The organism is Brucella sp. MAB-22, from assembly GCF_025908475.1.
Taxonomy (GTDB): domain Bacteria; phylum Pseudomonadota; class Alphaproteobacteria; order Rhizobiales; family Rhizobiaceae; genus Brucella; species Brucella anthropi.
Genome location: NZ_CP109781.1, coordinates 1,703,702 through 1,723,677, shown reverse-complemented (window position 1 = coordinate 1,723,677; position 19,976 = coordinate 1,703,702). Strand labels below are relative to the sequence as shown.

Here is a 19,976-nt window from a genome sequence, read left to right as displayed (position 1 = left end):
TGCGTCAGGCAGTTTCGGCCACAAAATGCCCGGTTGCGACCTCGCGATGGCGATAGATCGGCGGCTTGTCATCAATCCGGCGCGTCGTGCTTGGAATTTCACCTTCCAGTGCGGAACGGTTGGTGCGCGCAGCGGGATCGGCAATCGGCACCGCCGAGAGAAGCCGCTTCGTGTAGTCATGCGACGGCGTTTCGAAAACCTGCTGCCGCGAGCCGAGTTCCATGATCTGGCCGAGATAGAGAACGGCCACGCGGTGGCTCATCTTTTCGACTACCGCCATGTCATGGCTGATGAAGAGATAAGCGAGATCCTGCTCTTTCTGGAGGTCCATGAACAGGTTGATAACCTGCGCCTGAATGGAAACATCAAGCGCCGACAGAGCTTCATCGGCAATAATGAGCTTCGGCTTGGAGGCAAGCGCACGCGCAATGCAGACGCGCTGGCGCTGACCGCCGGAAAATTCGTGCGGATAGCGCTTGGCATGTTCCGGGCCGAGACCAACCCGCTCCAGCAATTCTGCCACGCGCGCATTGATCGCCTTACTATTGTCGAGAAGGCCATGCGTGCGGATCGGTTCTGCAATGGAAAAGCCAACCGTCTTGCGCGGATCAAGCGATGCAAACGGGTCCTGGAAAATATACTGCACTTCGCGGCGCATGGCATATCGCTCGGCAGCACTCATGGCCGAATAGGCCTTGCCGTTGAAGCGAATATCGCCGGAAAGCGGCGTCTGCAATTGCTGGATGGTGCGCCCTATGGTCGATTTTCCCGAACCGGATTCACCGACCAGCGCCAGCGTTTCGCCCGGATAGATATCGAATGCGACCTTCGACACAGCGTTGCAGACATGCGTGACCTTCCCGAACAGGTTCTTCTTGATCGGAAAGCGCACATAAAGATCGTCTACGGAAAGCAACGGCTTGTCGCCATAACGCGCCGTGTCCTGAATGCGCTCCTCGCCCGTCAAAACAGGCATGCCGTCACGCATGGTCATGACCGGCATCCGCTTGGGAAAGGCTTCGCCCGTCATGCTGCCAAGCTTCGGCACTGCCGACAGCAGCGTCTTGGTATAGGCATGTTCCGGCTTCGAGAAAATCTGCCCGACCGGGCCTTCCTCGACCTTCTTGCCCTTCCACATAACGACGACATCGTCGGCCATTTCCGCCACCACGCCCATATCGTGTGTGATGAAAATAACCGCCATTTCAAGCTCTTGCTGCAAATCTCTGATAATGTGCAGTATCTGAGCCTGAATGGTCACATCAAGTGCAGTCGTTGGTTCGTCGGCGATCAGCAGTTTCGGGCGGCAGGCAAGCGCCATGGCGATCATGACGCGCTGGCGCATCCCGCCAGAAAGCTGGTGCGGATAGCGCTTCAGCAGTCCTTCCGCATCCGGCAGCCGCACCATTTCCAGAAGCCGCCTACCCTCGGCAAGCGCCGCCTGCTGGGTCATGCCCTCATGCAGCATCAGCACTTCGGATAGCTGGTTGCCGATGGTGAAAACGGGATTAAGCGACGTCATCGGCTCCTGGAAGATCATGGCGATCTCCTTGCCGCGAATGCCGCGCATCGTCTTTTGATCGGCTTTCAGCAGATCGCGTTCGCCAAACAGAATGCGGCCAGACGAGAATTTCGCGCCGCTCATATCGGCAAGCCGCATGATGGAAAGCGACGTGATGGACTTGCCCGAACCGGACTCTCCGACCACGGCCAGCGTGCGACCCGGATGAACCGAGAAACTCAGATCGTCAACGACACGACTCGCGCCAAATTCGACACTGAGGCCATCGACAGTCAGCAGAGGCTTTGAAACTGGTGCGCTCAACTCGGTTCCGCTCAAACTTCCAACCCTTTTACAGTGTGATGGCAGACCGCGTGGCCTGATTGAATGCACCGGACATGAAGCGCAAAAGCGCAGCCACTTCCGAAAGCGTTTCTTCCGAAGGGCGTGCATTGGCAGTGGAATCGACCAAAAGGCGCTCGCGAATCTGCGCATAGCGCGCGCAGGCATCAGCGCCCTTGGCGGTGATCTTCACCGTCTTTTCCTTCGCCGCCTTGCCGGTCGTCAGCAGACCGGCATTTTCAAGCTTGCGGATGGCATAGGTGGCAATATGCGTGTCTTCAATGTCGAGAACGAGGCAGATATCGGCAAGCTTCTTCTCGCGATCACGATGGCGGATCGAATGGAGAATCAGCACTTCGATGGGCGAAAGCCCCGGCAATCCAGCCGCAGCCATGCAGCGAACCATCCAGCGCGAAAATGCGTGCGATGCGAGAATGAGGCCATATTCAACCTCGGACATACCCGGCGAACCGCCTTCGGCAAGATGCGCAGACGATACAATGGGACCTATTGAGGCAACCGGGCGCAGATGCTTGGGCAACGCGACTTCATCGAAGCTTGCTTCCCGGGTCTCGGAAGACACCGCTACAGTTTCTTCGCTGCCCCTGTTTTTCCCCATTCTTGCTGCTCCCTTATTTATGTGTATTTTATGTCACCATCTTATCGACATTTTGTCAATAAAGTGGGACTATGAAATCCTGAAAAGATTTCGAAATGCACCAGTAGTGCTGTGTAAGGGAGCCGACGATGAGCGGAACGGGACGCGGAGTATGGGACTTCTGGATCGACCGCGGTGGCACGTTTACGGACATCATCGGGCGAGATCCGCAGGGCCAGCTTCATGCACGCAAGGTTCTCTCCGAAAATCCGTCTGCCTATAAGGATGCCGCCGTTCACGGCATTCGCCTGCATCTTGGCCTCAGGACCGGCGAAGCGGTTCCCGCCGGAATTATCGGCGAAGTTCGCATGGGAACGACGGTCGCGACCAATGCGCTTCTGGAGCGCAAGGGCGAACGGCTGGCCCTTGTCACCACCAAGGGCTTTCGCGATGCGCTGCGCATTGGCTATCAGGAACGCAAGAAGATTTTTGCGACCGAGATCATCAAGCCGGAAGCGCTTTACGAAAAGGTCGTGGAACTGAACGAACGCGTTCAGGCAGACGGCACGGTTGAAACGGCGCTCGATCCCGCCGAGGCGGAAGCCGTACTGGCTGCACTGAAGGAACAGGGCTACAAATCCGTCGCCATCGCGCTCATGCATGCTTATAAATTCCCTGCACATGAGGCTGAAATTGCTCGCATTGCGCGCAGTCTCGGCTTCGAGCAGGTCTCCGTCAGCCATGAAGTTTCGCCACTGATCAAGCTGGTCGGTCGTGGCGACACCACGGTCGTCGATGCCTATCTGTCGCCGGTTCTTCGCCGCTATGTTGCGCAGGTATCCAATGAGCTGGACGTCGAGCGCACCGGCGCGCGCGTCATGTTCATGATGTCGTCTGGCGGTCTCACCGCAGCCGATCTGTTTCAGGGCAAGGATGCAATCCTCTCCGGCCCGGCAGGCGGCGTCGTCGGCCTCGCCCGAACCGGCGAAACGGCTGGTTTCCCGAATGTCATCGGCTTTGACATGGGCGGCACCTCCACGGATGTCGCGCATTTCGACGGCGAATATGAACGCGCTTTTGAAACGGAAGTTGCCGGTGTGCGTGTGCGCGCGCCGATGATGCTGATCCACACCGTTGCCGCAGGCGGCGGTTCGATCCTGCATTACGACGCCGGGCGTTTCCGTGTCGGACCGGATTCGGCAGGCGCCAATCCCGGTCCGACCTGCTATCGCAATGGCGGGCCGCTCGCCGTCACCGATGCCAATGTCATGCTGGGCAAGCTTCTGCCGGAATTTTTCCCGGCAATCTTTGGCCCCGACCAGAACCAGACACTTGATGTGGGGCGGGTGCGTGAACGCTTCGCCGCGCTGGCAACTGAAATCGGCGATGGCCGTTCGCCGGAAGCCGTTGCCGATGGTTTCATCCGCATTGCGGTTGCCAATATGGTGGAGGCCATCAAGAAAATTTCCGTCCAGCGCGGCTATGATGTGACGCGCTATGCGCTCAACTGCTTTGGTGGCGCGGGTGGACAACATGCCTGTCTCGTGGCCGATGCGCTTGGCATGAAGAATATTCTTCTCCATCCCATGTCCGGCCTGCTGTCCGCCTATGGCATGGGCCTGGCCGATATTCGCGCCACGCGCCAAAAGGCGCTTGGCGTCGCGCTCGATTCAGCAGCGCCTTCAGCCTTGAAAGAACTGGGTGAAGAACTGGCGCAGGAATGCGTCGTTGAACTTCTGGCCCAAGGCATAGAGGCTAAAGCCGTGCAGCGTCATCTGCGCGCCCACATCCGCTATGCGGGCACTGACACGGTGCTGTCCGTTGAAGCCACGTTCCCAGCAGAGGACAATGCCGACCGTCTTCGCGCCGAGTTCGAGGCCGCCCATAAGCGCCGTTTCGGCTTCATTGCGGAAAACAAGGCTCTCGTTATCGACGCTGTGGAAGTTGAAGCCGTTGGCGGAGGTGCTGGCGAAACCGAAAGCGCTCAGTCGCTCGACAGTGACCTGGAAGCGGCAACCGCCAAGCGGACCAGCTTCTTCTCGCAAGGCACGTTGCACGATGCGGGCGTCGTCTTGCGTGAGCAGATGCAGCGCGGCCAGACCGTCACCGGCCCGGCGATCATCATCGAGAAAAACCAGACCATCGTCATCGAAGATGGCTGGCAGGCTCGCCTGACCGCGCATGACCATGTGGTGCTGACGCGCATCAAGGCGCTGCCCGCCCGCACGGCCATCGGCACCGAAGCCGACCCGGTCATGCTGGAGATTTTCAACAATCTCTTCATGTCCATTGCCGAGCAGATGGGCGTGACGCTTCAAAACACCGCCTATTCGGTGAACATCAAGGAACGTCTCGACTTTTCCTGCGCAGTTTTCGACGCGGCAGGCAATCTCGTCGCCAATGCGCCGCATATGCCGGTGCATCTGGGTTCCATGGATGCATCCGTCGCCACCGCCATCCGCGAAAACAGCGACATCAAGCCGGGCGATGTGTTCCTCATCAACGCGCCTTATAATGGCGGCACCCACCTGCCTGACCTCACCGTCTGCACGCCGGTTTTCGATGACGACAATCGCGAAATCCGCTTCTGGGTTGCAAGCCGTGGTCACCATGCGGATATTGGCGGCATCGCGCCGGGTTCCATGTCGCCGCGTGCGGTCAATATCGAGCAGGAAGGCGTCTATATCGACAATTTCAAGCTGGTGGATCGCGGCACCTTCCGCGAGGAAGCGCTCGCCGCTCTGCTGACGGGTGCGACCTACCCTGTTCGCAACCTGACGCAGAACGTCAACGACCTGAAGGCGCAGATCGCCGCCAACGAAAAGGGCGTCGCCGAGCTAAAAAAGATGATCGGTCTTTTCGGCGAGGATGTTGTGAAAGCCTATATGGGCCATGTTCAGGACAATGCCGCCGAAAGCGTGCGCCGTGTGCTCGACAAGCTGCCGGACGGCCATTTCACCTATGAGATGGATCAGGGCTGCCAAATTGAGGTGCGCGTCACGATCGACAAGGAAAAGCGCGAAGCGACGGTCGATTTCACCGGCACGTCGGAACAACGTTCCGACAATTTCAACGCACCGGAACCCGTGACCCGCGCAGCTGTGCTTTATGTCTTCCGCGTGCTGGTCGAGGGCGACATTCCAATGAATGCGGGCTGCCTGCGACCGATCAAGATCGTTGTGCCGGAAGGCTCAATGCTCTCGCCGCAATATCCGGCGGCGGTCGTGGCGGGCAATGTCGAGGTCAGTCAGGCTGTCACCAACTGCCTGTTCGGCGCGACCAAGGCCATGGCCGCAGCGCAAGGCACGATGAATAATCTGACCTTCGGCAATGACGAATATCAGTATTACGAAACCATCTGCTCCGGCGCGCCCGCCGGTCCCGGTTTCAACGGTGCCGATGCCGTGCACACCCACATGACCAACTCGCGCCTGACCGACCCGGAAATTCTGGAAACCCGTTTCCCGGTGTTGCTGGAAGACTTCCACATCAGAAAAGACTCCGGCGGCAAGGGCAAATGGCATGCGGGCGATGGCACCAAGCGCACGATCCGTGCACTTAAGACACTCGATTTCGCCATTCTCTCAGGGCATCGCCGCGTAGCGCCCTTCGGCCTTGAAGGCGGCGAATCCGGTCAAACCGGTCGCAATGAAGTACGGCGAAAGGACGACTCCATCGAAGTGCTCGGCAACTGCGACCAGACCGTTCTGGAAGCAGGTGAAGCCTTCACCGTCATCACACCAACCGGTGGCGGTTACGGCAAACCCTAGTAGTTGGCCTGCCCACCGACACGCAAAGCGCCGCCAGCTGAAATTCTGGCGGCGCTTTGCGTTCAACCGGCATCGGTTGGTTAAAGTCGTCTCATAGTGACTGAGGGCGAGTGAATGCTTTCTCCACCCTTCCGATCCGGACTAAAAGGCGTTAGAATTATTCACTCAGATTATTCAAACAATTAGTAATCAATCCTAATAATTGCGGCGTAATGGTCGTTTTGGACGCATCTTTAGAATTAAATTTCTGCGATCAATAGAACATCAACCAGTTCACGGATACCGAAAATGAAATTCGCTCAGATCATCGCTACCGCAGGCATCATTCAGGCAGCTCTCTTCACCGGCGCAATGGCTGGAGAAAATCTCGACGCCATCAAGTCGGCGGGCGTTTTAAAGATCGGCACTGAAGGCACCTACGCGCCGTTCACCTACCACGACAAGGACAACAAGCTTGTCGGCTTCGACGTGGAGATTGGTGAAGCCGTTGCCGCCAAGCTCGGCGTAAAGCCGGAATTCGTTGAAGGCAAATGGGACGGGCTCATCGCTGGGCTTGATTCCAAACGCTATGATGCCGTTATCAACCAGGTAGGCATTACCGAAGAGCGTCAGAAGAAGTTCAACTTCTCCAACCCCTATATCGTTTCCAAGGTCGTTCTGATCGTCAACGACAAGGACGATACGATCAAGGATTTTGCTGACCTTAAGGGCAAGAAGTCAGCGCAGTCGCTCACCAGCAATTACGGCAAGCTCGCGAAGGAGGCCGGCGCTGAACTCGTAGCCACAGATGGTTTCGACCAGTCGATCCAGCTTGTTCTGACAGGCCGTGCGGATGCGACCCTTAATGACAGCCTGTCTTTCCTCGATTTCAAAAAGCACCAGCCTAAGGCTCCGGTCAAGGTTGTGGCCGAGAAAGAAAATGCCGACGCGTCGGGCATCATCGTCCGCAAAGGCGACGATGATCTCGTTACGGCGATCAACAAGGCTCTCGACGAAATTAAAGCCGACGGCACCTACGACAAAATTTCACAGAAGTATTTCGGTCAGGACGTTTCCAAGTAAGCGTTTTTCCTGGTTTACAAGACGAAGCCGGAAGCTCCTTCCGGCTTCGTTTTATTGTGATTGTGAAAAACTATTCCCAAGACATGAATGTCAGACTGTATAAGATAAGGACGCGCAGGTTCATCAGCGCAAGTTCATTTCAGTCTGACTTTATGCATTATTGAGGAGCCGAAAACCGTGCCCGATTGGCTTCAACTGATGGTGGAATCCCTGCCGACTCTTTTGTGGGCTGGCTTGATCTTCACTATTCCCCTCACCCTTCTGTCCTTTGCATTCGGCCTGACATTGGGGCTCCTGACCGCGCTCGTGCGCTTGTTCGCTCCGCTCTGGCTTTCATCTATTGCACGCTTCTATGTCTGGATATTCCGCGGCACCCCCCTGCTCGTGCAGTTGTTCGTAATCTTTTACGGCCTGCCAAGCGCCGGCATCTATCTCGATGCATTTCCAGCGGCCGTGATTGGTTTCTCTCTCAGCGTTGGTGCTTATAGTTCAGAGATTATCCGGGCGGTCATATCTGCCGTTCCGAAAGGTCAATGGGAAGCCGCATATTCCATTGGTATGAGCTGGCGTCAGGCACTTGCCCGCACCATTCTGCCACAGGCAACCCGAACTGCAGTACCTCCGCTCTCCAATTCCTTCATTTCTTTGGTAAAGGACACGTCGCTTGCAGCAGCCATCACCGTGCCGGAGCTTTTCCAGTCCGCGCAACGTATCGTCGCGACCACTTACGAACCTCTCATCCTCTATATCGAAGCAGCCTTGATCTATCTCGTGATGAGTTCCGTACTCTCAGCGCTGCAAGTGCGCCTTGAAAAACGCTTCGGACGTTATGGCGGCACACTGGAGACAAACGCATGATCGAGCTGCAACATATCGTAAAGCGCTTTGACGACGCTGTGATCCTTAATGATATCAACGTTGCGATTGCCGAGGGCACAGTAACAGCACTGGTCGGTCCATCCGGCGGAGGCAAAAGCACGTTGCTGCGTTGCATAAACCTGCTGGAGATTCCGACGTCGGGCACTCTGGTTTTGGGTGGCCAGAGTCTCAGCTTCGAGCCTGACCGTAAGCCGAGCTGGCAGGCAATCCAATCAATCCGCCGCCAGACAGGCATGGTGTTTCAGAACTTCCAGCTCTTTCCTCACCAGACCGCGATCCAGAATGTGATGGAAGGCCTCGTTACGGTTCTGAAATGGCCGAAGGACAAGGCAAAAGAACGTGCGATGGAATTGCTCACAAAGGTAGGGATGGCGCATAAAGCGGATGCTTGGCCTTCAACGCTCTCTGGTGGCCAGCAACAGCGTATCGCGATTGCACGTGCACTGGCACCATCCCCGCGTGTTCTGTTATGCGATGAGCCCACCTCGGCCCTTGACCCCGAACTCGCCTCCGAAGTCGTTGATGTTCTGAGCAAACTTGCAAAGGAAGGCACCACCATGGTGATCGCGACACACGACCTGCGGCTCGCTTCCAAAATTGCAAAGAACGTCGTCTTTCTCGAGTCGGGCAATATCGTTGAAACGGGCTCCGCACACGAGGTTTTCACGCGGCCTACGCGTGAGCGCACAAAACAATTCGTTGCGACAATCAACGCAGCCCATACTTACGACATCTAATCTGCAGACATATCGTCTCCTTAAGGGCTTTCGCCACCAGCGAAAGCCCTCGGGCGCGCCGTTGGCTCAAATTTCATACGTGCATTCAAAATTTTCCGGCGGCTCTCGACAGCCTGCCCCTTGGTAAAACAGAAAACCACTGTTACATTATGCACAACGTAGAAATTGAAGCGCCTTGCTTGCGTCCTGACAGGTTCGCGCGGCGCCATAAGGACAAGAACCTTGAAGAACCCCGACGAGCGCACCGCCGAAATGGTGCATCAAGGGGCGTCCGGCGGACAATCGGGCAATTCGCAGGCCCGGAATCCGTCCGATAACGGCAAGCGCAGACCGCGCAAGAAAGCCGTTACAGATATCGGCAATGCCCGTAGTGCATCCGATTCAGGACGCTCAAAGCCACAGGACGAGACCGAAGGCACGAATTCGCAGAGCCAGCGTAAACGCGCACGTCGGCGTCGGCGCGGTAAGTCTGTGCCGGCTGTTGAAGCTTCTGCGCAAAAGCCCGAGGCTGCAGAAACAGCGAACAATCAACAGCGATCTTCCGGAAAAATCTCGAATCGCCGCCGCCGCGCTCGTAAAAAGAAGCAGTCACGACAACAGGGTGCGCAAACGCCGCTGGTAGCTGAAGCTGCGTTGAAGTCTACGCATAATGTCGCGCGCCCGGAAAGCCAACATGCATCGACGCCGAACAAGCGTAAGGGCGGCAATGGCCAAATGCCCCGCGCTGCTAATGGCGCGCATCACGAAAAGGGCGACGCTCCACTTTATGCGGCTTTGGATCTTGGCACAAATAATTGCCGCCTGCTGGTTGCGTCGCCGACGCGGCCGGGCCAATTCCGCGTTGTGGATGCATTTTCACGCATCGTACGATTGGGAGAAGGCTTGAGTGCCACTGGCCAGCTTAGCGAAAATGCGATGGATCGTGCCGTTGAAGCACTGAAGATTTGCCGTGACAAACTTGCAGGAAAGAAAATCAGACGTTCGCGACTGATAGCCACCGAAGCCTGCCGTTCGGCTTCGAATGGCGAAGCATTTTTGGCACGGGTTCTGGCGGAAACCGGACTTGAACTGGAGATCGTAGACCGGCAGACGGAAGCCCGGCTCGCTGTCTCAGGCTGCGGTACACTGGTTACCCGCGAAACGGATGCCGTCGTGTTGTTCGATATTGGTGGCGGCTCTTCTGAAATTGCGCTGATTGATGTTTCCCGTCGCCGTTCTCCTCGTCTGGCAGAGCATATCATGGCCTGGACGTCTCTTCCTGTCGGCGTCGTGACGCTGGCAGAACGTTTCGGCGGACGCAATGTCACGCAGGAAAGTTTCGATTCCATGGTTTCGCATGTGACCGATCTGCTTGCGCAATTTGCCGAGCGGCAGTGTCTCGGAAATCTGACTGCCAGTCCACGTTTCCACCTGCTGGGTACTTCTGGAACCGTAACCACGCTCGCTGGAATTCATCTCGGCCTCGACCGCTACGATCGGCGCCGGGTCGATGGCATGTGGATGGGTGCCGACGATGTGACGCAAATGACCAACCGCCTTCTCTCATGGGATTTTGACGCTCGTGTAGCCAACCCGTGTATTGGCGCAGATCGCGCCGATCTGGTATTGGCAGGCTGTGCTATTCTCGATGCGATACGCAAAGTATGGCCCAGCGAAAAACTACTAGTTGCCGATCGTGGTTTGCGTGAAGGCATTTTGACCGAACTGATGTCGCGCGACGGCGCATGGCGGCACAATCGCGCGACAGGCGCTAGAAACAGGCACTGAAAATGAGCAAGGCAGGCGGAAACAAGGGTGGAGTAAAAACTGGTGGTCGCGGTGGCGCGGGCTCCAGCAATCTGCAGGTACGTGTGAAGAAAAAGGCAGGCACGATCAAGGAATCGTCACGCCGCTGGCTGCAGCGCCATTTGAACGACCCCTATGTGCACAAATCCAGGCAGGACGGATATCGTTCGCGCGCAGCCTACAAGCTCATTGAAATCAATGATCGTTATGATCTGCTCAAAAAGGGCCAGAAGATCATCGATCTCGGCGCTGCGCCTGGCGGCTGGTCGCAGATCGCGGCCAAGATTGTCGGTTCAACCGACGAGAATCCGCACGTCGTTGGCATCGACTACCTTCACGTCGACCCCCTGCCCGGCGTTGTCTTGCTGGAAATGGATTTTCTCGATGATGAGGCGCCACAAAAACTGATGGATGCGCTCGGTGACAAGCCCGATTTAGTTATTTCCGACATGGCTGCCCCGACGACTGGCCACCGCAGGACTGATCATCTGCGTACCGTGCATCTGTGTGAAGTCGCCGCTGATTTTGCCATTTCGGTTTTGAAGCCGGGCGGGCATTTTCTCACCAAGACATTCCAGGGTGGCACGGAAAATGAACTACTAGCTCTGCTGAAGCAGAAGTTCCGCTCTGTGCATCATGTCAAACCACCTGCATCACGCGCGGAATCGGTCGAGCTTTATCTACTCGCCCGCGATTTCAAAGGCTGAAGCTTATTTTCCGGCTGAGGTGCTCGCGGCTTCGATGGCTGCGGGCTCCTTACCGTGATGTTTCACGACTGTTGGCGCAGACAGTTCCTTGCCTGCATCAGGTGCGAGCCGCGCAAACCAGAGAAAAGCCAGAGCGGAAACGGCAGCAACCACAAAGAAGCCGATGTGGAAGTCCACCAATTCGAGATGGGCTCCGCGTAACGACGTACTGATTTCCAGAATACCACCTGCCAATGCCACACCGATAGCAATGGAAACCTGCTGCGCCACTGCCGTGATGGGCGTCGCCTGACTGGTCTTTTCATCGGGGATTTCGGCGAAAGCCAGCGCATTGACACCAGTGAAAAACAACGAACGCGCAAAGCCCCCCACCAGCAAAAAGCCGATGATGATCCAGTAAGGTGTTGTCGGTGTGAACAGGCCGTTGACGGCAATGAAGCAGGCCGAAATCAAGGACCCTGCCATCAAGGCGCGCCGGAAACCAACGCGAACAAAGATACGCTTTGCACCGAATTTCATGCTGATCGCACCGATCGCCGAAACGAAAGTCATCATACCCGATTGAAACGGTGTGAGACCAAAGCCAAGCTGAAACATCAATGGCAGCAGGAATGGAATAGCCCCAATCCCGAACCGGAAAATGCTGCCGCCGATGACTGCGGAACGAAATACCTGATTATCGAAAAGTTTCAGGTTCAGCAGCGGATCATCGGTTCTCCTCGCATGCTGAAGATAGAGAACCGTGCAGACAATACCGATTGCAAGGGTTGTAAAACCAACCGCTGGCGGCAAGGCTGGCAGGCTGACGACCGACAGTCCGAAGACAACGCCAGACATTGCGATCCCGGAAAGAAAGAAGCCCGTCCAATCAAGGCGCTTTACGATGCGCTCGTCTGTGTCCGGCAGGAACCGCGTTGCAAACCAGATACCGACGAAACCGATCGGTACATTAATCAGGAATATCCAATGCCAAGTCAGGAAAGTCGTGATGAAACCACCGACTGGTGGACCTACCAGCGGCCCGACCATTGCTGGAATCGTAAGCCACGCCATAGCTGACACAAGTTCACTGCGCGGAGTCGAACGGATAAGTACGAGACGGCCAACCGGTGTCATCATCGCACCGCCCATGCCCTGCAAAAACCGCGCAACGACGAAAGCAGTCAGTGAATTCGATGCAGCGCAGGCTACAGAACCAACCACGAATACCGCAATTGCAGCCCGGAAGATATTCTTGGCCCCGAAGCGATCCGCCATCCAGCCGCTGACGGGAATGAAAACTGCGAGCGCAACAAGGTAAGCGGTCAGTGCCAGCTTGAGCGCAATAGGGCTTGTACCGATGTCAGCAGCGATAGCAGGAAGCGACGTCGAGATGACGTTCGAATCCATCTGCTCCATGAATAGGGCTATGGCCAGTACGAGAGGAATGATGCGATTCACGGTAATATTCCGAAATGACGGATATTTAAGAGCTGACAATCCTATGTAGCGCCGCACTGATTATTGCTAGTCAGAGCAGCGTCACATTGCGGTGAATATGCGATAAAATCAGTAATTTATCGCAGTTTTGGGCCTAACTGGCTCTCTGTCGACAAAAGTCACTGAATTTCTCACGCCAGATTTCAACCGTTCACATTTGCGTAAAACAGGGTTGCGCTTCCCGTAACAGCTTGTTACATTTCGTTACAGTTTCACGAGGCTTCGAACCGGGTGGGGGGCCGCTCCGGTTCAAGGAGGTAGGAAATGAACGATATTACAAGAACCGCCATCATCTACGGGATGATGATCATTTCACTGAACACTGCGCTTGCAGTCGGCCTTCTTGGGCTTGATTTCCTGCATTAAAGCGTGCCCCTAAACAAAGTTTTTTGCCCTCCAGGCAGACATGAAAAAGAGCGTTTCCAATAAAATGGAAGCGCTCTTTTCGTTTCATACAGTCTCTGCAGTGTTGGCAAAGATTGCACTATGTGCCTCACAGTCAGAGAATTCGACCCTGACTGTTCGGGTCAAAGAAGACCGACTTGTCCAGGTTGAAGGCCAACGTGGCCGGTTGCCCCGCAGCGATGCGGGCATCTGCGCGCAGTCGTGCCACAACGTGCTTGCCGCCCAATCGCGTAACAGCAAACGTATCCGAGCCTGCGGGCTCGACAACATCTATCAGGCAATCCCCTTCCACTATCGCATTTGCATTGCGATCAGCTCCATCCGGATCTGTGAGTGCTTCAGGGCGAATACCGAAGACAATATCCTGGCCTTCATAAGCGCCTAGTCCTTGGGGCGCCGCCTTCAATGGCAGCTTCAGTGGCTCGCCTTCGCCTCGTCCGAGATTGATGGCATAGCCCGAACCGTTCTTTTCGACTCGAGCAGTTAGCAGGTTCATTGCTGGCGATCCCATGAAGTCAGCAACGAACATATTGGACGGATTATTGTAGATTTCGGCTGGCGTTCCGAATTGCTGCAAGATTCCATCCTTGAGAACGGCGATCTTAGTTGCCAGCGTCATTGCCTCGATCTGATCGTGCGTCACATAAACGATCGTAGTTTTCATCCGGCTGTGCAGCCGTTTAATCTCGGTGCGCATGTCGACACGCAGCTTGGCATCGAGGTTGGAAAGTGGTTCATCGAACAGGAAGACCTGCGGATTACGCACCAGAGCACGCCCCATGGCCACACGCTGACGTTGGCCGCCTGAAAGCTGGCTTGGTTTGCGATCCAGCAGATGGCCGATCTGCAGGATATCGGCAACTTCCTGAATAGCCTTATCGCGCTCAGCCTTCGGAACCTTACGAATTTCCATGCCGAATGCGATATTCCCGGCAACCGTCATATTCGGATAAAGCGCATAAGACTGGAAGACCATTGCAATATCGCGCTGGGATGGATGCAGGCCGGACACCGACTTGCCATTGATGGCTATGTCACCCGATGTGATCGGCTCAAGCCCGGCGATAGTATTCAACAATGTTGACTTGCCGCAGCCAGACGGGCCCACGAGAACGAGGAAACCGCCTTCATCAATCTCGATATTGATATCCTTCAAAACCGAAACATTGCCGTAGGATTTGTAGAGATCAGATATTTTCAGAAAAGACATTGCAACTTATCCCTTTACGGCACCGGACATCAGGCCACGTACGAAATAGCGACCGGAAACGATATAGACGATCAGCGTCGGCAGAGCTGCCAAGATGGCAGCTGCGAAATGGACATTGTATTCCTTAACGCCGGTGGAGGAGGAAACCAGATTGTTGAGTGCAACCGTCATCGGTGTGGAATTCGCACCCGAGAAGGAGGCACCGAACAGAAAGTCGTTCCAGATGTTCGTGAACTGCCAGATCACCGACACAACGATGATCGGTCCTGAAGACGGTAGCAAAATACGCCAGAATATCTGGAAGAAGCTCGCTCCGTCGATCTGCGCCGCCCGCACCAGTTCTGTCGGGAAGGCTTCATAATAATTGCGGAAATAGAGCGTCGTGAAACCGATACCGTAAACCACATGCACGAGGATCAGTCCCCAAATCGTGCCCGCAATCCCCAGAAAACCAAGAACACGCGCCATCGGAATGAGCACGATCTGGAACGGAATGAAGCACGACAGCAGTAGCAAGCCAAAAAAGATGTTCGACCCGCGGAATTGCCATTTGGTCAGAACGTAACCGTTCAACGCGCCGACGATAGTCGAGATCGCAACGGCTGGAACCACCATCAGGATCGAGTTGATGAAGAACGGCTTCAGCCCGGTAGGCTGAACTCCGATCTGTGCGGTCGACCATGCAGATAACCATGGTTCGATGGTCCATTGCTGCGGGAGGTTCAACATCCCGCCCTGGCGGATTTCTTCAAGGGGTTTGAAGGAGTTGACCAGCATCACATAGAGCGGCAGCAGATAATAGAAAGCGAAGAGCAGTAGCGCAGTGTAGATCAGCGCTCGCGTTAGCTTTCCGCTGTTTATGGCATTGTCTTGCGACTGGGCGCTCATGACCGCGACCCTCCGCGAATTTCAGAGTAAAGATAAGGAATGATAATCGAGAAGATCATCGCCAACATGATAATCGCCGACGATGCACCGATGCCCATCTGGTTCCGTGTGAACGTATAGGAATACATGAAAGTCGCAGGTAATTCGGTGGCCTGGCCTGGACCGCCACCGGTCAGCGCAATAACAAGATCGTATGCCTTGATTGCCAGATGAGCGAGAACCACGAAAGCCGACAGGAAAACCGGACGCATCAGCGGGATAATGATGCGGCGATAGATCGTACCGGATGATGCTCCGTCAATCTGCGCCGCTTTGATGATTTCATTATCCACGCCGCGCAATCCTGCTAGGAACATTGCCATCACAAATCCGGAGGATTGCCACACAGCAGCAATCACCAGACAATAAATTGCCATTGTATTGCTCTTGATCCAGTTGAAGGAGAAACTCTCCCAACCCCATAAATGCATTGTGTTTTCCAGACCGATACCTGGATCGAGAAACCACTTCCATGCCGTTCCAGTGACGATGAAAGATAACGCCATTGGATAAAGATAGATCGGGCGTAGAACGCCCTCACCGCGGATCTTCTGGTCAAGAAGGATCGCAAGAAACAGCCCGATAACCGAACAGATAATGATGTAGAGCGATGCAAAGATCGCCAGATTGGTGATCGCACGCCACCAATGAGGCAAGGCCCACAACTTGGTGTAATTCGTAAGTCCGACGAAGCCATATGACGGCAGCATTCGGCTATTGGTTAGCGAAAGAACGCCTGTATAGATGATAAAACCATAGACAAACACGAGCACTATCAGAAAGCTCGGCCCCAGAACCAGCTTTGGCACCAGTTCTTGTAATCGGTTGTTACGCTGCATATCTGCGTCACCTTGTTTACGCCACCCGGACATATGCCAAACATCAGGCGCACGTTCCGGACATCTGTTTGATCGGCATTCCAGCGCTTCTGCATCATGCGCGACCGAATGCACCCAATAAGTTCAGTCTGCTGCAATTTCCGATGGAAACATGCAGGCCTTCATCATGCAATTGTTGTTTTGATTTCTGGCCACTGATGCCAGTACTTTCAGATGCTCTACCAATATCCAAAGCACCTGAGATAGAAGGCGTCCGGAAAGGACCGGACGCCTCTTTGCTGTTATTTTGCACCTTCAACAGCCGACACGAGTTCTTTGACGGCATCTTCCGAGGAAAGTTGACCGTTGAACTGGCGTGTTACGACGTCATAGATCGCATTCTTCACCGCAGCAGGGTTAGCGTAACCATGCGCCATGGAGCCCAGCATCGTGCCTTTTTCACTCGCTTCCTTTTCGTCAGCGATAGCCTTCTTGCCGCAAGCATCGAAGTCGGTATCAGGCACATCGGTACGAGCCGGAGCGGAGCCCTTCACTACGTTGAATGCCGACTGGAAAGTCGGACTTTCAATCGCCGATGCCATTTCAAGCTGTGCAGGAACCTTGTCTTCCGAGACTTTGAACATGGCAAACATATCGGAGTTGAATGTGATAGCGCCCTGGGTGCCCGGATAACGCATGCAGACGAAGTCTTCGCCCGGCTTCTTGCCAGCCTTGACAAACTCACCCTTCGCCCAGTCGCCCATGAACTGAAGGCCGGCTTTGCCTTCAATGACCATAGCTGAAGCCAGGTTCCAGTCGCGACCGGAGAAGTTATCGTCAACATAGGAACGCAGCTTCGTCATACGATCAAAAGCCTGCTTCATCGTATCGCTGCCGAGCGTTTCGGGATCCAGATCGATGAAGGCCTTCTTGTAGAAATCTGTACCGAAAGAAAGCACTACAGCATCAAATATCGTTGCGTCCTGCCATGGCTGGCCGCCATGAGCGATCGGAGTGATGCCCTGTTCCTTGAACTTATCAAGGAGAGCGATCAGTTCATCCCAGTTGGTAGGCTCCTTGCCGCCAGCCTTGTCGAGCGCTGCCTTGTTGATCCACATCCAGTTGGTGGAGTGAACATTGACAGGAGCAGCGATCCAGTGGCCGTCATACTTGGCAAACTCCTGCAGAGGAGCCGGAATGACCTTTTCCCAACCTTCCTTGTTTGCGATCTCATCAAGATTACCAAGAGCACCCTGCTCTGCCCAATCGCGGATGTCGAAGCCGAGCATCTGCACTGCCGTCGGAGCATTTCCAGCTGTGACGCGCGCGCGCAGTACTGTCATGGCTTCCGTACCACCGCCACCGGCAACCGGCATATCGGTCCAGCTAATGCCCTTCTTTTCGAGATCCTTCTTGAGAACGTCGAGCGCGGCGGCTTCACCGCCAGCAGTCCACCAATGCAGAACCTCAACATTCTGCTTGTCCTGCGCACTGGCAACAGGGGCCATTCCGGCGAGCAAAGCACAGGCGGCTGTACCCATCGCGGCGAGCTTCAAAAGTTTATGCATGTCTACCTCCCGTAGAAACAAACGAAACTAAAACTATCGGATATCTAGCCAAGCCTTTGCTTCAGCGCAGTAATCCGTCTCGTCATTCCCATCCGCACCTCTTCGGCACAGACCCGAAACCAGCTGCACCACACAACCAGTTTCTCCTACTCACTGCCGCAATACGATGCGAAAGCTTCCGCTTTCACCTGTGCCCGGCCATCCCTCACGACGCTTTTCCTGAAATCCTCCATCCCACTCATACGCCGCTTAAGCCCAATTGACAACGTTGTCTTTTAAGGATGCTAAATATCCGCAAGACAAGATGTGAACATAGGATAGGCCCAAACCCTGCCAGGGTGTCAATATCTTCCGATAGATAAAACGCGTAAAATTCAATCGATTAAAACTTCAGGTAGAGCCAGCACCCTGAAAAACGCTTAGAAATTAAAGCATTACCACCTCAAGGGCAGCGTTTTACATGGTGCCTCCCATCAAACCAGCACTCTACCCCCCCTCATCGACCTGAAATGTCGGGAGTATAAAATTTCCCTTATTTTACTGGACAAGCCCGCGACGAAACCCTAATTTCACGCCGCTCGCACAATGGTGTGCGGGCTTGTTCTCGGGGCGGGGTGAAACTCCCCACCGGCGGTATGAAGCGAAAGTTTCGAGCCCGCGAGCGCCTGAAAAGATGCCGATTCGGCTTCTGTTCAGGGTCAGCAGATCCGGTGAGATGCCGGAGCCGACGGTTAAAGTCCGGATGGAAGAGAGCGAATGAGCGTTAGGATTGCGCCCTTGGGCACAATCAATGCGTTCTTTTGTGCGCCCTGATTCTAGTTTCGTGTGGAACCTATGAACCAGAGCTATCCGAACAAGACTTCCTTCAAGATCGCATTCATTCAGGCCCGTTGGCACGCCGATATTGTCGACGAAGCTCGCAAGAGCTTTATCGCGGAACTGTCCGCAAAGGCTGGCACCAATATAGAAGTCGAAATCTTCGACGTTCCAGGCGCCTATGAAATTCCTCTCCACGCCAAAACTCTGGCCAAAACCGGCCAGTATGCTGCCATTGTCGGCGCTGCGTTCGTCGTGGATGGCGGCATCTATCGACATGATTTCGTGGCAACTGCCGTCATCAACGGCATGATGCAAGTCGGCCTAGAGACCGAAGTTCCGGTGCTCAGCGTTGTTCTGACGCCGCATCATTTCCATGAAAGCAAGGAACATCATGAATTTTTCCATGCCCACTTCAAAGTGAAGGGCGTGGAAGCAGCCAATGCGGTGTTGCAGGTCGTTAGCGAACGCAGCCGTATTGCCGCACTTGCATAATGATGCTTCGATCGGCCTTTGCGAAAAGGCCGGTCATTCTCCTGAGATACGCTCTCCGTGGGCATACACGTCGAATTCATCACCCCTTACTAAGGCAACAAGTGTCAGATTGGCCTCCTGAGCCGTTCGGATGGCAAGAGCTGTCGGCGCAGAGATTGCGGCCAGAACCGGCGCGCCGAACATAACTGCTTTCTGCACCATTTCGACCGAAACACGGCTAGTAATCGCGACGATCCCATTTCCCGGTGCAGTACCGGTAAGCGAGACAGCTCCGACGAGTTTATCCAATGCATTGTGCCGCCCCACGTCCTCACGTACAGCAATAAGCCCCTCGCCTGGCACATAGAACCCCGCCGCATGAACTGCATGGGTCTCAGCATTCAGTTGCTGCTCTTTCGTAAGAGACGCGACAGCCATTGAAATATCATTGGAAGAGAATTTACTATCACCTTGTTCCAAAGCCTCAAGCGACCGCAACGCATGGTCAATTGAATCTATACCACAGAGACCACACCCAACGGGACCAGCCATAAACCTGCGTCGCGCGGCAAGCCTCTGCTCGGGGCGTTCGGACAGTCTGATCTGTAGGTCTATACCCTTTTCAAAGGCTACGACATCAACCGCTTCTATCTCGGAAATATGGTCAACGATATTCTCGGTGAGCGTGAAACCGATCGCGAAGTCCTCAAGATTATCCGGCGTAGCCATCATTACGGCTTGGGTTGAACCGTTATAGCTGACCGCCACAGGCACTTCTTCCGGGACCATTCGGGTGCTTTCATGAAAGCTCGACACACGATGCGCGATACGTACAGCGCTCTGGCTAACCTTGTGGATCGTCACCTTAATCGCTCCCCTGTCATCGCATCCGTTCTCC

At 55.0% G+C, this 19,976-nt stretch carries 15 protein-coding genes and 1 riboswitch; of the genes, 7 read left to right on the top strand and 8 right to left on the bottom strand.

Features of this window, described 5'->3' with window-relative positions:
* Positions 1 to 4: 4 nt before the first annotated feature.
* The gene (locus tag OHI65_RS07935) at positions 5 to 1,840 is read right to left on the bottom strand and encodes an ABC transporter ATP-binding protein (protein WP_125301149.1); all 1,836 of its coding nucleotides are present in this window, start codon (positions 1,838 to 1,840) and stop codon (positions 5 to 7) included.
* Positions 1,841 to 1,853: 13 nt separating this feature from the next.
* Positions 1,854 to 2,462, bottom strand: coding sequence for a winged helix DNA-binding protein (locus OHI65_RS07930; protein WP_185758004.1), 609 nt, complete (start codon positions 2,460 to 2,462; stop codon positions 1,854 to 1,856).
* Between the two features lie 128 nt (positions 2,463 to 2,590).
* Here OHI65_RS07930 and OHI65_RS07925 point away from each other — a divergent pair, with 128 nt between their 5' ends.
* The 6 genes from OHI65_RS07925 to OHI65_RS07900 all read left to right on the top strand — a co-directional run bounded on the left by OHI65_RS07925 (position 2,591) and on the right by OHI65_RS07900 (position 11,381).
* Positions 2,591 to 6,211, top strand: a complete 3,621-nt coding sequence (locus tag OHI65_RS07925; protein ID WP_125301150.1) for a hydantoinase B/oxoprolinase family protein — start codon at positions 2,591 to 2,593, stop codon at positions 6,209 to 6,211.
* 288 nt (positions 6,212 to 6,499) lie between these two features.
* Positions 6,500 to 7,273 (top strand): amino acid ABC transporter substrate-binding protein, encoded by a 774-nt coding sequence (locus tag OHI65_RS07920; protein ID WP_010658994.1) that lies wholly within the window; start codon positions 6,500 to 6,502, stop codon positions 7,271 to 7,273.
* A gap of 177 nt (positions 7,274 to 7,450) precedes the next feature.
* Positions 7,451 to 8,131, top strand: coding sequence for an ABC transporter permease subunit (locus OHI65_RS07915; protein ID WP_010658995.1), 681 nt, complete (start codon positions 7,451 to 7,453; stop codon positions 8,129 to 8,131).
* Positions 8,128 to 8,889, top strand: coding sequence for an amino acid ABC transporter ATP-binding protein (locus OHI65_RS07910; protein ID WP_012093173.1), 762 nt, complete (start codon positions 8,128 to 8,130; stop codon positions 8,887 to 8,889). The genes OHI65_RS07915 and OHI65_RS07910 overlap by 4 nt, the downstream gene beginning before the upstream one ends.
* Before the next feature lie 222 nt (positions 8,890 to 9,111).
* On the top strand, positions 9,112 to 10,656 hold the full coding sequence (locus OHI65_RS07905) for a Ppx/GppA phosphatase family protein (protein WP_125301151.1): 1,545 nt from the start codon (positions 9,112 to 9,114) through the stop codon (positions 10,654 to 10,656).
* 2 nt (positions 10,657 to 10,658) lie between these two features.
* Positions 10,659 to 11,381, top strand: a complete 723-nt coding sequence (locus OHI65_RS07900; protein WP_012093175.1) for an RlmE family RNA methyltransferase — start codon at positions 10,659 to 10,661, stop codon at positions 11,379 to 11,381.
* 3 nt (positions 11,382 to 11,384) lie between these two features.
* Here the strand turns inward: OHI65_RS07900 and OHI65_RS07895 are convergent, their stop codons facing one another.
* The 5 genes from OHI65_RS07895 to OHI65_RS07875 all read right to left on the bottom strand — a co-directional run bounded on the left by OHI65_RS07895 (position 11,385) and on the right by OHI65_RS07875 (position 17,788).
* The gene (locus OHI65_RS07895; RefSeq protein ID WP_125301152.1) at positions 11,385 to 12,821 is read right to left on the bottom strand and encodes a DHA2 family efflux MFS transporter permease subunit; all 1,437 of its coding nucleotides are present in this window, start codon (positions 12,819 to 12,821) and stop codon (positions 11,385 to 11,387) included.
* Between the two features lie 538 nt (positions 12,822 to 13,359).
* The gene (locus tag OHI65_RS07890) at positions 13,360 to 14,475 is read right to left on the bottom strand and encodes an ABC transporter ATP-binding protein (protein WP_010659001.1); all 1,116 of its coding nucleotides are present in this window, start codon (positions 14,473 to 14,475) and stop codon (positions 13,360 to 13,362) included.
* Between the two features lie 6 nt (positions 14,476 to 14,481).
* On the bottom strand, positions 14,482 to 15,363 hold the full coding sequence (locus OHI65_RS07885) for a carbohydrate ABC transporter permease (RefSeq protein WP_010659002.1): 882 nt from the start codon (positions 15,361 to 15,363) through the stop codon (positions 14,482 to 14,484).
* Positions 15,360 to 16,241 carry a carbohydrate ABC transporter permease gene (locus OHI65_RS07880; RefSeq protein ID WP_010659003.1) on the bottom strand — a complete coding sequence of 294 codons (882 nt, stop codon included), beginning with the start codon at positions 16,239 to 16,241 and terminating at the stop codon, positions 15,360 to 15,362. Before OHI65_RS07880 ends, OHI65_RS07885 begins: the two co-directional genes overlap by 4 nt.
* Before the next feature lie 281 nt (positions 16,242 to 16,522).
* The gene (locus tag OHI65_RS07875; protein ID WP_010659004.1) at positions 16,523 to 17,788 is read right to left on the bottom strand and encodes an ABC transporter substrate-binding protein; all 1,266 of its coding nucleotides are present in this window, start codon (positions 17,786 to 17,788) and stop codon (positions 16,523 to 16,525) included.
* Between the two features lie 596 nt (positions 17,789 to 18,384).
* A riboswitch (FMN riboswitch) is annotated at positions 18,385 to 18,546 on the top strand.
* Between the two features lie 76 nt (positions 18,547 to 18,622).
* Between OHI65_RS07875 and OHI65_RS07870 the strand changes: the two genes are divergently transcribed.
* Positions 18,623 to 19,099: a 6,7-dimethyl-8-ribityllumazine synthase gene (locus tag OHI65_RS07870; protein WP_010659005.1), complete on the top strand. Its 477-nt coding sequence runs from the start codon at positions 18,623 to 18,625 to the stop codon at positions 19,097 to 19,099.
* 33 nt (positions 19,100 to 19,132) lie between these two features.
* On the opposite strand, the gene fdhD is transcribed toward OHI65_RS07870, so the two are convergent.
* The gene (gene fdhD / locus OHI65_RS07865) at positions 19,133 to 19,942 is read right to left on the bottom strand and encodes a formate dehydrogenase accessory sulfurtransferase FdhD (RefSeq protein WP_125301153.1); all 810 of its coding nucleotides are present in this window, start codon (positions 19,940 to 19,942) and stop codon (positions 19,133 to 19,135) included.
* Positions 19,943 to 19,976: the final 34 nt, after the last annotated feature.

Bases quoted from the DNA above. Each gene is read 5' to 3' on its own strand.
- OHI65_RS07930 (WP_185758004.1), bottom strand. From the start codon at position 2,462: ATGGGGAAAAACAGGGGCAGCGAAGAAACTGTAGCGGTGTCTTCCGAG.
- OHI65_RS07925 (WP_125301150.1), top strand. From the start codon at position 2,591: ATGAGCGGAACGGGACGCGGAGTATGGGACTTCTGGATCGACCGCGGT.
- OHI65_RS07920 (WP_010658994.1), top strand. From the start codon at position 6,500: ATGAAATTCGCTCAGATCATCGCTACCGCAGGCATCATTCAGGCAGCT.
- OHI65_RS07910 (WP_012093173.1), top strand. From the start codon at position 8,128: ATGATCGAGCTGCAACATATCGTAAAGCGCTTTGACGACGCTGTGATC.
- OHI65_RS07900 (WP_012093175.1), top strand. From the start codon at position 10,659: ATGAGCAAGGCAGGCGGAAACAAGGGTGGAGTAAAAACTGGTGGTCGC.
- OHI65_RS07890 (WP_010659001.1), bottom strand. From the start codon at position 14,475: ATGTCTTTTCTGAAAATATCTGATCTCTACAAATCCTACGGCAATGTT.
- OHI65_RS07885 (WP_010659002.1), bottom strand. From the start codon at position 15,363: ATGAGCGCCCAGTCGCAAGACAATGCCATAAACAGCGGAAAGCTAACG.
- OHI65_RS07880 (WP_010659003.1), bottom strand. From the start codon at position 16,241: ATGCAGCGTAACAACCGATTACAAGAACTGGTGCCAAAGCTGGTTCTG.
- OHI65_RS07875 (WP_010659004.1), bottom strand. From the start codon at position 17,788: ATGCATAAACTTTTGAAGCTCGCCGCGATGGGTACAGCCGCCTGTGCT.
- OHI65_RS07870 (WP_010659005.1), top strand. From the start codon at position 18,623: ATGAACCAGAGCTATCCGAACAAGACTTCCTTCAAGATCGCATTCATT.